The sequence below is a fragment of the Prevotella sp. P5-92 genome, assembly GCF_002251245.1.
Lineage (GTDB): Bacteria > Bacteroidota > Bacteroidia > Bacteroidales > Bacteroidaceae > Prevotella.
Genome location: NZ_NPJG01000054.1, coordinates 1 through 14,887, shown reverse-complemented (window position 1 = coordinate 14,887; position 14,887 = coordinate 1). Strand labels below are relative to the sequence as shown.

The following is a 14,887-nucleotide window of genomic DNA, read 5'->3' as shown; positions in this document are numbered from 1 at the left end:
ACCAAATGTTCTACAATATAATAACAACAAAACGCGACCAGTGGCTTTCACGTCCCGACAGCCCCGCATCGCTGCTCATAACCTACATTGAGCAGCGAGGCAAGATGCGTGATGCACAGGTGGATGCTATCAAGACGTACTTGTATCTTAAGATAGAATGCCAGAACCAACCGCTTGCTGTTCTTTTTAAGCAAGGCAGGTTCAATACACTCTCCCTCGATGACATTGATAATATGCCACTCTCTGCAGCTGCACGCATGGTATTCAAGGAATCACCTGCCGCTGTGGCACTCTATGAATTTGCCTCACTGAAGGACGAGAAAGGAAAACCGATTGCCGATGCTTTGCGAAAGGCGGTGATGGAAGAGCCGCAAAACATAGATTTTAACGGCATCTTCAATCGCATTTTCTATGGCGTGAATTATCCCGACTATGTGTTCAGCCTTCCAATGGGTGCAGGCAAAACCTATCTTATGGCGGCATTCATCTACCTCGATCTGTATTTTGCACAGCAGGAACCGGACAATCCTGCCTTTGCACATAACTTCATGGTCATGGTTCCATCGGGATTGAAGACTTCTGTAATTCCTAGTCTTCGCACCATACAGGATTTTGATCCATCGTGGGTAATTCCCGAGCCGGCTGCTTCACAGTTGAAGCGCGAGTTGAAGTTTGAGATGTTGGACGAGAATAAGAGTGCCAACAAGTCAAACCGCACCAAGAACCCGAACGTACAGAAGATTGCCATACACGAGCCTCTTGCCGAACTCTTCGGTCTTGTTGCTGTGACCAATGCCGAGAAGGTGATACTTGACCGCATCGACAAAGGTTCGGATGGATTGTTTGACTTCCATGACAAATCTGTCGACGAGAAGGATCGAGTTGCCAATGAGCTGCGTAACAAGATTGGCAAACTGCCACACCTCTCCATTCTGCTTGACGAAGTGCATCATGTGGCATCATCTGCTACAGATGACGAGGCAAAACTGCGTACAGTGGTCAACCGCTGGGCAAGCCAGGGCACCATCACTACCGTAATGGGTTTCTCTGGCACACCTTATCTGGACAAGAAGGACAAGATTGCTGTGACCGAAGCACAGAGCGTTGCCACCACCGAAATGTCGAACATCACCAACTACTATCCATTGGCAGAAGGTATAGGCAATTTCCTCAAAGTACCAAAGGTCATTAAGAGCGATAGCAACGAGCGTACGGAGATTGTAGAGAAAGGAGTGCGTGAATTTCTGCGTCTGTACAAAGATACCGTCTATACCAATGGCACATGCGCCAAATTGGGAATCTATTGCGGAACCATCGAGACGCTCGAGACCGTCATCTATCCGCTCGTAAACCAGCTATGTGCAGAAGAAGGCATTGACCCGGCAGAGGCGGTGCTGAAGTTCCACGAGGGCAACAAACAATATCCTGCCCCCCAGACGGCTCGCGCTGAGTTTGCCATGCTTGATCGTCCACAGTCACGCAAGCGTATTGTGCTTCTTGTACAGATTGGTAAGGAGGGCTGGGATTGCAAGAGCCTTACGGGCATCATCCTCTCGCAAGAGAAGGATTGTCCGAAGAACATGGTGCTACAAACTTCTTGCCGCTGTCTGCGTGAGGTGACGGATGCCAGTCAGGAAACTGCCCTCATCTACATGAACAGCGAGAACTACAAGTATCTTGACGAGCAACTGCAGAAACAGCAGCATATCTCCATTCAAGAGTTCCAACAGGGCAAGAAGCATGAGGAAACCGTTCTGCTCAACCGCTACGACCGTACGGATCATCTGCATCTGCCCAAAGTGGAGTTCTACCAGATGCGTGTGACAAGTACGGGTATGGTTGCAGAACCAGTTACCTACGAAAGAACTCGTGAAGAGATAAACCATGCCACCGATTCTGCTCATATAGATAACCCTGTAGTGACCGAATGGCAAATTACAAACCGAGGTCTTCAACGCACAAGCACCATTGCCGACAGCGGAGAGCATGGCAGCGAGGAAGCCAACTACAACCAGTGGCTGTATCGCATTGCAAAGGATAGTTTCGGCCAGCTCTCCATCCCGCAGCTCAACCGTCAGTCAGATGCTTTACAGACAATATTTGATTCGATAACCTATACCGACGCAGAGGGTGTGACAAGATTCAGTTCACATTACAGCATAGCGAAGGTAAATGCCAACATACGCAAAGCCTTCTACGAGAAGCGCATACTCAGCATTCAGCAGGACCTCATCGACACCGATGCCTCGCTGCTGCACATCAATGCCGATACCATATTCTCGCCTATTGAAGTGTTGAAATCAAAGGTGAGCGATTACATCCCAGAAAAGGATAAGGTGGAGAATATCGTGAAGGAAGACCGAGGCGAGGTGCTTGTGGACGAAAAGACACAAACCATCATTGACGGATTGATTGCTATGGGACAGACAGAGATGGCAGAGCAACTCCGAGCGAAGTTCACCAGCGAGCCTAACAAAGACCGCTCATACCATTATCTTCCTTACCATGTGGATAGTGATTTTGAATCTGTCTTCCTTAATGAGGTTCTGACGCAGCAATGCATCCATGAGCATGATCTGGAAGTGTATTACAATGGTGACGGACAATTCACGGAGTTCCGCATCGACTGCTTCAAGAAGAATGCTCACAACCAATGGAAATTTATCGGTCGCTACACGCCTGACTTCCTCATTGTGAAGCGCAAGGATGACAAAATCCACAAGGCGCTTATCGTAGAGACAAAAGGCGCACTCTATGCTCAGGACGAAGCTTTCAAAGACCGTAGGGCATTCGTCGAGGGACAGTTCCTTAAGCAGAACGAAGAGAAGTTCGGTTATAAACGCTTTGACTATCTCTACCTCGAAGACTCCCTCACCGACAACGAGCGCATCAATAAGACAAACGATATCATCAACAAATTCTTTGCATAAAACACTATGGCAGTAAAATATATTCCGTTCTTTCCAGAACCTATTGAGGGACAAGCCCTCCTGAACAATTTCAACCGCACACTCCGCTATCGTGGGGTGGAAGACCTTAGTGGTCGCTTGCGTCGTGGTATGCCTTACTATGAGGTGGAGACAACCGAGAAAGTGGGCGATGCTGACACAGATAATATGATTATCCGCGGCGAGTGTCTCTCGGCCTGTGCCTACCTCAAAGAACAAGGCATAAAGGTTGACCTCGTGTATATCGACCCACCATTTGCCAGCGGTGCCGACTATGCAAAGAAAGTGTATGTGCGTCGCAATCCGAAGGTGGCTGAGGCTATTTCACAGGCAGAGACAGAGCTTGATATTGATGAACTCAAAGCCTTTGAGGAAACGATGTATGGCGATGTGTGGGACAAGGAGAAATACCTCAACTGGATGTACGAGAATCTTGTAGCTATAAAGAGTGTGATGAGCGATACGGCAAGTATCTATGTGCACTTGGATTACCATATTGGACATTATGTGAAGATACTGATGGATGAGATATTTGGAGAGGATAATTTCAGAAATGAAATTGTTTGGAAAAGAACTGGAGCACATAACGATGCTGGAAAATATGGTATTGTTCATGATACGATATTCTGGTACTCAAAAAACCAAGAATACTTCTTTCACGAAATATTCATTGATTTAACAGAGGAACATAAATCTACACGTTTTAAAAATATAGAAGAAGGTACAGGTAGAAAATTCTATCCTGGTCCTATTACAGCTCCTGGATCAGGGCCATCAAGAATATTTAGAGGGAAAGAATTGTTACCACCAGCAGGTCGCCATTGGAGTTATTCACAAGAGAACATCGATGAACTTGAACGGCAGAACAGAATATATTATAGTTCTACAGGTACTCCTTATTTAAAAGAATATGAAGACGAATATGTAGAGCAAGGCAGAAGAGTTCAAAGTATTTGGGACGATATCTTGCCATCTAAGACAGGGAACGAATTGGTTGATTACGCCACCCAGAAGCCCGAAGCCCTTTTGGAGCGCATCATAAAAGCCTCGTCTAACGAAGGAATGCTTGTGGCCGACTTCTTCGGAGGCAGCGGTGTGACTGCTGCTGTGGCAAACCGTCTTGGTAGAAGATTCATCCATAACGACATCGGCATTAACAGCATACAGACAGCACGCGACCGATTGGTAAGTGCTGGCGCTAGCTTTGAGGTTAAAGAAGTAAAAGACGGCGTACGGCTCTATCGCAACCCTCAGCAGACGATGGATAACATCTGCCGACTCATGCCGGGCATGAAGAACGATGATAGCGTGGATGAGTTCTGGGAGGGTTACATCAGCGATTCAAAGTTGGGCAAGGTGCCTGTCTATGTGCCTAACCTCATGGACAGCTCATCAAAACTGCTCGATGAAGTGATGATGAACCGCATACTGCACGAGGCAATTCCCGAACTGCCAAGCGACATCAAGAAGGTCATCGTCTATTACGTTGACATCACCAGCGAAGAGGAAATATACAAGTTCATCAACGAGGACAAATCTGTGCCAAAGGATTTTGTGGAACTACGTGACCTGAAAGTGGTGCTTGATGATGTAGTGGCAGAGGACTATGCCGAGTATAAGGTGGAACGTGCTACCGAGGAACTCTGCGGTAAGAAGATAGAAAAGGAAGGTTTCGACATAGAGATAACCAAGTTCGTCAGTGACCGAGTATTGCAGAAGATCTATGACTTCAACGCAAAGAACATGGGTGCCGACAAGAAGAAAAAGTTCAATCCAATCTCAATCAGCAAAGAAGGTCTTGAGACAATTGAATACCTTTCGGTTGACTGTACTGCCACAGAAGGCGAATGGCACAGTGACTCAGAAGTGAAGATAGACAAACTCGGCTACGTCATTCTCAACGGCCAGAAGACAAAGAACTTCTGGGATGCAAAAATCTATGCACCAAAGCAACCTCTACGTCTCAAAATCCGCAACATCTGCGGAGATGAAACAATTTTTGTCTTATAGCCTTTTCTTATATGATACAATATATAACTCCTAACATAGAAAAATATGACAGCGTAGACACTCTCATTGCCAATGAGAATGTCACGAGATCAATATTTGACATTCAGCCTGAATTGTCAATAAAAGATGTGTTAAATGAGTCTTTTCTTTGCATTGTCGGTGAGCCTGGTATGGGCAAGAGTCGTTTGTTAGAGGAAGTGCAATCATCAATAAATACAGAGGATTATACAAAGTGGGATGCTAACAAATTTAATAAGGAAAATATTCCTCAACATTTCAAGTACTGCATTATAGATGCTCTTGATGAAGTTGATCATAATAAGTTTTTTAATATACTGCGTGATATCAATCATTTTAAGAAGACTCATCCTTCAACTAATGTTTTCTTTTCATGTAGGAGTCACTATGTAAGTACATACAGGCAGTATTTCGCATCATGCGAAGGACTGCACTATCTTGAGATTCAGAAACTCAAACAAGAAGACATCAAGAATGTTATAAGAAATTTTTCACAGAATACACAAGATTGTATTGCAAAATCCCCAAAGTTATTTGAGTTATTGAGGACTCCACGGTATTTGAATTTCCTCATTGAACTTGAAGAACATAGTATAGAATGCAATACTATTGGCGATTTGTTTGAATACATCGTTGATAAAAGTATTGAACAAGCATTGGAAAACTACAAGCCATTGAATAATAGAAACACAAAGTTTCTTGTTCAACGTGTTTTAGAGAAAATCGCGCTTGTAATAGAGATTGGTCGCAAAGATTATATTACTAAGGACGAACTTTACACGATTCTTGATGGTTTGACTGGCAATATGTCTCAATTGCTTATTGCAAATGTTGATTTATTGTATTTCCAAAACAGAATTCTGATTGACAAGGGAAATAAACTAAAATTAGGAAACACAGAATTGCAGGAATATCTTGCAGCAAAAGAATTATGTCGTCAAAGCTATATAGAGAGCGTAATCTATGATCTGGCAGTACAGAAGGAGTTGAGGCATATATACCCGAATTGGTTCGACATAATACCTCATATTTCTTACTTGTCTGATACAGAGACCTTTATAAATACAATAAAATTACTGCTCTCATACGAACGCAATTTAGACAGCGAGGTGTTTGCTCGTCTTACGAAATACGTAGAGCCTGATTATTTGCAGACTTCTCAAAAAGAGGAATTATTCAAATTGTTATTTGAGAACTTTCAGCACAACAACGTATATATTAGTTGGAGAGGGGACGTGTTAAGGCTTTTGGCTGAGTGTTATTCAACCAAATGCAATAGCACACTATTAGTTTCTTACGAGAATCTAAATAAGATACAGCTATATAACATATATACTATATTGGAGGCACTTTGCAAAGATATGCAAAGTCTTGATGCCCTTGTGGAAGAATACTGGACTAACGCAGCTAAAGAGCTTGTTAGATCAACCGATGTTGATAAGCAGAGAAATGCCATATGTATTTTTGACGCATTAAAGGATAAAACAGAGCTCATAGAATTGTCTTCTTCATACTGCAGTTGGGAACAGGATATACGAAATAAGTATATTGAAGTGACTGGTTATGGTAAGATTATAGAAAAGCAAATAACAAAAATATGGATAGAAGAGTGTTATAATCAAAACCCATATGCGATAAATGCAATATTGTATCAGACGGATGCTGAAACGATTGCCTATATATACCAGAAGATAGTTGAAGATAATAAAATTGATAAGTTCCTAAACAAAAAAGGAGCACTCTCAGTCAGCTATGATTTGTATCTCCCAAAACAGTTTGAAATTGTTTGGGATAAGGATTCGAAGACTAGGTTAGTAATGGTCAAAATAGTATGTATGCGAGTACAGCATCATTATCATTTCAATAATGAAGATTTTGATAGGATTGTCAGAACTATTTTGCTAAACAATGTAACAGCTCTTGAATTTTATAAAAACTTTGAATATTATTGGGATTTTGAACATGTTTTGACTAAACTAGACTCTTCTCTAATTGACGTTACGATAATTAAAGCTGTAGAAAATGTATTATCTTCAATTGGTGCAGACGAATGGGTTAAAGATAATTGCATCATTACATTAGTAAATAAAATACGCAAGGATGAAAGTAAGAAGGATGATATATCCGAATACTTATCTAAATACGCAGATACTTTCAGTCGATGGGATAATTCTCCCAAACAAGAAAATGAAATAACTACACAACGACAAATATTGGAAGAAAAGTACAAGATCTTAAGTGACAAAAATAAGTCTGAATATGAAAAGATAGAGGTTGCCTTAATATTATGTAAAAACTTTGAATACCTTTCAAGTCTGGATACTACATCATTTGTTGATTTTGTCGTAAGCTATTTATCGAAAATCAATTTAGATGTTACAGAAGTAAAGATTAAAGATAATAATACATTTACTATTTCAACTGTATTATATAATTTGCCAATATTAGTTAGAACACTATTTAAATTGGGGAATCGTGATATTCTATTTAAACATCGCCTATTGATTGCAAAATCAATTCCGACGTTATTGTGTACTTATGAGTATAACAATGATGAAATAAGAGAAATATACAGGCATATCATTGGTGACATCGAACCAAAAGAGAAAGAAGAATTAGTAAAATGGTGGGCTTCAAGGGCTGACGATTATATGAACTTCTATTACGAAAACATTATAACATGTATTACCGAATACGGAATTGATGTGCTTTCGTATAAACTAGAGGAGTTCGTAGAAGAATATGTAAAATGCCAAGACATCAATCATGTATCAGCAGCTTCAAAATCTTTGGAACTGATTGCTACTGATAAATATTGTCAATGGACATTAGATAAGTACAAATCTTTATTTGACAGGCTCTCAAACGAGGATATTGATAGTCTAAAAATGATGTGCAATGGTATAATGATAGAAAAGTTCCAAGACCAAGAGTCCATATTTTGGCGAATGAATTATCTAAAGACTCATAAGATTAAATCATTGGATTTTGAATCTGGACATGCACGCGCCATATCACTTGCGGAGTCAGAGATGACAAGCCAAAGCCCCAGTATGTTCAGGTGTTTTATGCCAATAGCTGGTAATATGTATCTTGATGAACAGATGTATGAGTTGTTTTGTTTTACCTTATCATTTGTTGAAGACCATAGCTATCGAGAATATGCAGAATATCTATTAAAGCAAACTTGTTTGTATTTTACTCTGACGGGAGAAGCCTCACATTTCTGTCGTTTAAGAAGCATGGTGGATGAATATAATTTCACCAAGCCTATTTATATGCTATTTAGCATCTTGTCAAGATATGAAATCCTGATAATGCAAAACACAACCGACAAAATAAGTAATGCCGTTAGATTATATAATAGATGTTTGGAGAAAAAATATCTGCCAATTAAGAATGAATATGATTTGAGAAAATATTTTCTGGTTGTTTGTCAAGAAGTCCAAAAAACTATTCAGGATGAAGGTATATACTCCGTCGTCAGACAAGATAATCTAAGTGAAGACTTCATACAAAGAGAACTCAAAAATACGATTATAAATAAATGCAGTCAAATGGGGCTTACAGAGATTAGGATTGATCGAGAAGTTGCATTACAAGACAACAAACGAACTGATATTCTTATGAGTTATGGCATGTGTCGACCTATTATGATAGAACTTAAACTGCTTAATAACAAGGAAATTCAAAAAGATGACGAGCGGAATAAGTATAAGAAGAAGTTTGTTCAATACACAAATGCAACAAATGCCTGTCTATCTGTTTTTTGGATTTTTGATGTAAAGAAGCCTAACAGTTCAAAGAAGAAATTTAATAAGCTTAAGGAAGAATACTCTGATTTAAATGACACCATTGTTATGCTATCAGACTGTAAATGTAGCAGTGAAACTGAAACCGGAATGTCGGTTAAAAGGAAGAGTGGTAAAAAATAATGATGTACTTATGACTGATTTCATGAGTATCGCGCTAAAATCGGGGCACAAACGATACGAGATAGAGATCTTGAAAAGCCATAAAATGATTGAATGTCGCTTTAAAGGCCATCCGAAAAAAGTAACGAATGCAATACTTCGAGTAGATAAACCAATAGTAATTAAAAGAATCTCAGACAAATGATTGTTTCTACACTTAGACATAAGATTAAAGGGTTAGACGAACTCTTTAAGTATCTTCCGAAAGACTACAGTTTTCACGATGCTGGGCTGGTATCATTGAATTGGGACGTGGAAAAGGAAGAATTGACGGTAACTTTTCATGTTATCATGGTATAGACAAGTAGGACACTGACTGAAGTGAACCCATAAAGTTGGACACAACCCTTACTGTTCATATGCGAAGAAGAACATTAGAAGAAAAGTTAGAAGCTATTAGATTAGTAGAGGCGGGCAACTCTCCTCGTTCAGTGTCTGACCGTTTACACATTGGACACCATCAAATTTATGAGTGGTTATACATTTATAAAGAAAAAGGCGTCTCTGGGCTTGAAAACAAGCGTATATGTAAGAAAAATCAGTATTCATTTGAAAAAAAATGCGAAATAATTCGTGAATATCAAGAATCTGAGCTAACTTTGCCGGAGATTAGTTCTAAGCATGGTATCTCATCCAGTACCTTAGTCAGTTGGCTATCCAAGTTCAACAAGGGTGGAAAGGATGCGCTTGCAAGAAAGCAACCATCGCCAAGAGAACAATCCAAGAGCATTATGAGACGATTAGCAAAGGAAGAGTGGGAGAAGGAAAACGAGAGGCTCCGCAAGGAGAACGAACGCCTCAGGGCAGAGAACCTGCTGCTAAAAAAAGTGAAAGCCTTAGTCGAGGAAAGAGAGTCCCGAAACAGAAGGATTGGGCGCGGGCCATTGACGAACTAAGGCGCGAGGAGCATGTGGATCTCAATCTCCTGCTGGAGTTGAAGAAGATGGCACGCAGCACTTTTTACTATCACATGAAAAATATTGGCAATGATGACAAATACAAGGATGTGAAGGACAAAATAGCAACAATCTTCCATAGGCACAAAGGCCGGTACGGGTATCTGAGAGTGACTGAGGAGTTGCGAAAAGATGTCCAAGGCATCAACCATAAGACAGTCAAAAGACTCATGGATGAGTTGGGGCTTAAATGTGAGGTGCGTAAAGTGAGATACAGGTCATACAAGGGTGATGTCGGCAAGACTGCGCCCAATGTGATTAATAGGGATTTCACGGCAGACAGGCCTTTGCAAAAGGTAGCTACCGACGTAACCCAAATAAACATAGGCGGTTCCAAAATTTATCTCTCACCAGTGCTTGACATGTTTAATGGAGAGATTCTCTCCTATGCGATCTCGGATTCACCAAACCTTAAGATGGTGATGGACATGCTTAACCAACTTTATGACGAAGTTGGCTCTACAGAAGGCATGCTGATGCACTCTGACCAGGGATGGCACTACCAGCATGCCGCATACCAGAGGAGTCTGAAGAACCACCATATTATTCAGAGTATGTCGAGAAAGGGAAATTGTCTTGACAATTCCGTAATGGAGAACTTCTTTGGAATAATGAAGTCTGAGCTGCTGTATGCAAAGGAATACACATCGATGGATTCATTTATAACTGATTTAAAAGAGTATATGGAATACTACAATAATGAAAGAATAAAATTGAGACTCAACGGTATGTCTCCTGTTTTATACAGAAAGGCATTCGAACAGGCTCACAGTTATTTACCCGTCCAACTTTGTGGGTTCACTTCATGACCTGTCCCCTGTCCCGACGGGGGTACTGATGGCTTACGTTAAATTCGTGTTAAAACTATTTCAAGCATATATAACTTCCGTTTATTTTCTTTATCTTTGCAATGTTCTTACCTCTATTGCCATCCCCGAAGCCAATAGCTCACAACAGGGGGGGCGGTAGAATAGGGTCTATAGTGAAACTTATAAATAATAGAAGATATGGATTTGTTTTTAGTTGAAACACTATCTTGCACAATATCTTCAATGGTTCTTCCTGGCAAGAAAGTATTTTGAAGACACTAAGATGGAGATTATGAAGAATGAGTTGGAGAGAAAATAAGATTAATAGGCTGAAACCTCCTGACACGGAGTTATAATGATTTGTCGCTATGGCAGAAAATGGAACTCCGTGGGTCAATGCTGATGCGTTTCTCCCGATTCTTACGTTATGCATCGCCACATTTGTGGACATCGGATGAGCGTATGAGACGTGTGCAGGAGTATATACATTCACATATCGTGAGGAGATTGATATTGATGATCTGTCGGAAGTGGTTTGTATTACCAAAACTTATCTGATTCGTCTTTTCAGAAAAAAATCGGTACATCTCCATTACAATATATCAATAAGAAAAAGGTGGAGAGGGCACAGTTGTTGCTCTGCACCACAGATATGCTCTTGAAGTTTATCTTATTTTCGTAGTCAATAGTTCTATAGAACCCAACAATCCTGATGGAAGCAGGGGGGATTCTTTTGTGAAGAACTTGAAGCATCCGACGGTCTTTCTTCCTTTGGAGGGGCGTGGGGTGCCATTGCTCAGCCACTCGGGAATCTTTGCCATATAACGACCTGCCGTAGGACTGCCTGGGGCATAGGTGTATGTCAGGGGGGCTGACCATTCTATGTCGTCTGGCTCCTGCTCATCGCCTATCATGCGGTTAGGCCACAGGTTGGTAACGTCAATGCTTATGGTGTTGATGCCTTTATGTATGGCAGAGGTGATATCCAATAGGAATGGTGCCTTCCATAGAGTGGGGAAGGGCTTGCCATTGACGGTTACAGAGGCAAGGTTTTTTACTTGACCTAAGCTGATGATATAGCGTGCGTCTTTCTTCAGTTTCTTAATGGTAAACGAATTGCTGTAAGTCGCTGTCCCTGAGAAATATCTTACGTTGCTGTCAGAGGATGTCGTCCAGTCGAACAGAGTGTCATTATCAACAATGATGTCATCAGCGTCTTTATAGTGAAAAGCCACCTTCCACCCTTTATCTATCTCTGTCCTGCCGTCGCTGGTCGGGAGTGAGGTTAGCAGTTGGTTTTCAGGACGTGGCGTTTCAGAAGATGTCTCTGTATCTGAGATAATGATAAATCTTGAACCGTACGGCTCTATGGAGAGTATCATAGGTCTGTCGTCTATCTTCTGCATAGTAAGATTGTATGCATCCCATATCTCCAGTTTCCTGCCTTTGGCAACGGAGGCAAGCCGGATGGTGTCTGATACGCTTTTGTTTGTAGGATTACAGAGGAACAGTATGTCATTATCTCCGTCAGTGCGCTGATAGGTCATGAACTTATCCGTTCCCTTCCATTGCTGTTTCGTCGGCACACCACGTTGCAGTAGCGACTGACAGCGTGCCATGTAGTCGAATAGTGCGCGTGCTCCACCAGCTTTCCACCATGTCTGATTGGGTACGAAATGTGTGCCCCAGATGCCGAATGACATTCCCGGCTCTACATTTGTCCAAGGGTTGCAGGCGCCTGCATGGAGCATCATCCTGTTAACACCATTGCAGTAGGCTTTGTCGCATATCGGCTTTAAGGATTGCGGGTCGTCTTTCCATGCGTGAAGAGGCCAGCACGTAAAGGCTTCTGCGGCAAGTAACGGGCGTTGTAGATTTCTCATCACCTGCTCATGACGCTTCATGTCTTTCCAACCCCATGTCTCGGGCTTTACCCAGAATTCTGTCGCTATGACTGCGCTGTTTGCCTCCTTGAGTATCTTGTTGATATCGAGCACTTGGAATGGCTTCTGCCCGCCTGTACCATACGGCTCTATCATCAGCTGCATACCGGATGTCTTGCGTGCCAGCTGATTCATATAGCCATAATAGTTTTCTGCAAAGAGTGAGGTGACAACATCTACAAGGTCTTTCTTGAATCGTGCCGACTCTTCCTTACTGCCGATGATGTTGCGCCCTACGATGTAAGGCAGGTATGGCAGTATGTCATATTTCTTCCGTTTCAAGAACTCATCTGGCAAAACCACACTCCAATCCTGACCGCCAGCCTCATAGCTGTCTATCTCTATTATATTAAACGTTTTGCCGGCATGAGGTCCTGCAATGTCTATGAGCATCTGTGGATATGCATCCCAAAAGGCTTTTACAGCCACCCTGTTCATCTTGTCACACTCCAGCCCTTGTCCCGACAGAGGGGCTTGTGCTTCGTTGGTCTTTCCGTTTGTCGTGTGTCCGAAGCGCAGAAGGCTATACCCGGAAATGTCTTTGGCAAGGGCAGAAGGAATGTTTGCTATCTGAGATGACTTGTCAAAATACTGTGTCAGGTCTATTATGTTTTCCTTCATGACAATGCTGTCGTCAGGAAGTGCCAAGAGGCAGATGTCTTCGTAATAGTTGTATTTTTCGTCAACCTTTGGACGAGGGAGTGCGACACTAATAAAGATAGGTTTTTTCTTGCCTTTGCCAACAGCTGTGTCGGGCATCTTTGTTTCTGAGAACACAAGTTTCTGCATGCTATATTCCGGTGTCACTGTTCCGTAGGCACTTGATGACCATCCGGGGCAGTTGTGGGTACCGAAGGTGAGCCCGAGACGCTGGCACTCATCCATCGTCCAACGCATCATAGACTTCCATTTCTCTGAACCGATAGCGCAGGTGGGGTCACCAACCCTGCTTTGCTGGTCACCGCCAATCTGAAAATTTTGTACGCCAGATAGTCCAGCAGCCTTGAAAGCCTCCAGATCTTTCGTGATAGCCTCCTTACTGACAAGCCCATCCATCCATTGCCATATTATCAATGAACGCTGCCCGTCAGTCGGCGAAATAAAATCATTCCGATACCCCTGTGCAACTGCCATAACAGCAGACACACATACCAAAAATAAACACGCAATTTTCTTCATAGACCTAAATTCCACAGTATTTTAGTTTAACAACAAGCACAATCATAAATGACGTGTCAAAGGTACAAATAAAATCTGAGAAAATCACTCCTTTTGGAGGAATATTTCATGTGAGAGAGCTTCTTTTCTGTTTTGTGGGTCCAGTTATCGACAAAGTGCTGGGTCTGAGGTGTACGTCATACGGCTATCAAAGCGCGAGATTACTGGTTCGCTGGCAAGTGTCTATTTCTGCGGAGGCAACTGCGTGGATGGAAGCGAGAAGAGATTAACGGCATCGAGTATGAGGTGAACTCCATCCTCAAGTCAGTCATATCTTTATATGTTTGGATTATGTGGGTGCAAAGGTATATAATATATCAATGATGCCATATACAATGGGAGGTAGATTATGCCTGGCGGTTGTTTTGCCTACTTGTCTTGCGCCGAACACCAGTGGAGCTTTGTAATGTCCTGACAGATACCACTTTTCGAGTCTGTCTATTATCTTTCTTTTAAGCATGTTTGCAACTTTTTTCCATCGTTTCGACTGCAAAGTTACAACTTTTTTCCAATAAATCCAAGTACTTTTAGCAACTTTTTGCCAATAGAAGTATTAATTGTTATTAAAATATTAGTAGCACATCAACTATGCCATATTCCAACTTTACCATTTTTTGGGGTGATGCAAAGTTATATATTACAGGCAAGGACAGGTGACAGATCATTGTCCCGCAGGCATGAACGTCCTCTTTTGTGGACAGTTTACCAATGGTCGCAATGTCAGCAAGCCTGCCCTTGTCATAGAGTTGAAATTCAATAACTAAAGTTTCCCACACCCACAGAAGCAGCTGTAGTGGGGATTGACTCTTTTAAAAATAGATATTAAACAATTAGCCTTTAGGTATTTCGCTCTTTCTGCTTAAAAAGCGTTAATCCATAGGTTGCTTTTTGAAATCTTGATCACATCTGAGAATGCGTTCCAAGTCTTGCCTTGTTTCTTCATCTGCCATAGCCCTCTCAAGCAGGTCATCCAGTGTGGAATCAAAGAGACTCGCAATTTTCTCAAGCAAT

General features: G+C 41.8%; 5 protein-coding genes and 2 pseudogenes. 6 read left to right on the top strand and 1 reads right to left on the bottom strand.

Annotated features, from left to right (window positions below; genetic code table 11):
- Nucleotides 1-5: 5 nt before the first annotated feature.
- The 5 genes and pseudogenes from CIK99_RS06085 (at nucleotide 6) to CIK99_RS06065 (ending at nucleotide 10,715) form a co-directional block, all read left to right on the top strand.
- A complete protein-coding gene (locus CIK99_RS06085; protein WP_094380669.1) occupies nucleotides 6-2,930 on the top strand; it encodes a DEAD/DEAH box helicase family protein in 2,925 nt (974 codons plus the stop codon).
- 6 nt (nucleotides 2,931-2,936) lie between these two features.
- On the top strand, nucleotides 2,937-4,958 hold the full coding sequence (locus tag CIK99_RS06080; protein ID WP_094380668.1) for a site-specific DNA-methyltransferase: 2,022 nt from the start codon (nucleotides 2,937-2,939) through the stop codon (nucleotides 4,956-4,958).
- 11 nt (nucleotides 4,959-4,969) lie between these two features.
- Nucleotides 4,970-8,911, top strand: coding sequence for an NACHT domain-containing NTPase (locus tag CIK99_RS06075; RefSeq protein WP_094380667.1), 3,942 nt, complete (start codon nucleotides 4,970-4,972; stop codon nucleotides 8,909-8,911).
- Between the two features lie 398 nt (nucleotides 8,912-9,309).
- Nucleotides 9,310-9,729 (top strand): annotated as a pseudogene (locus CIK99_RS06070) (helix-turn-helix domain-containing protein); the annotation flags it as partial.
- Entirely contained in the window at nucleotides 9,705-10,715 is a 1,011-nt protein-coding gene (locus CIK99_RS06065; protein WP_158215917.1) for an IS3 family transposase, read from the top strand. The pseudogene CIK99_RS06070 and the gene CIK99_RS06065, both read left to right, overlap by 25 nt.
- A 665-nt stretch (nucleotides 10,716-11,380) precedes the next feature.
- Here the strand turns inward: CIK99_RS06065 and CIK99_RS06060 are convergent.
- Nucleotides 11,381-13,792 carry a glycosyl hydrolase gene (locus CIK99_RS06060; protein ID WP_256387390.1) on the bottom strand — a complete coding sequence of 804 codons (2,412 nt, stop codon included), beginning with the start codon at nucleotides 13,790-13,792 and terminating at the stop codon, nucleotides 11,381-11,383.
- A 98-nt stretch (nucleotides 13,793-13,890) separates the two neighbouring features.
- Here CIK99_RS06060 and CIK99_RS15725 point away from each other — a divergent pair.
- Nucleotides 13,891-14,087: pseudogene (locus tag CIK99_RS15725) on the top strand (IS1380 family transposase); the annotation flags it as partial.
- Between the last annotated feature and the right edge of the window lie 800 nt (nucleotides 14,088-14,887).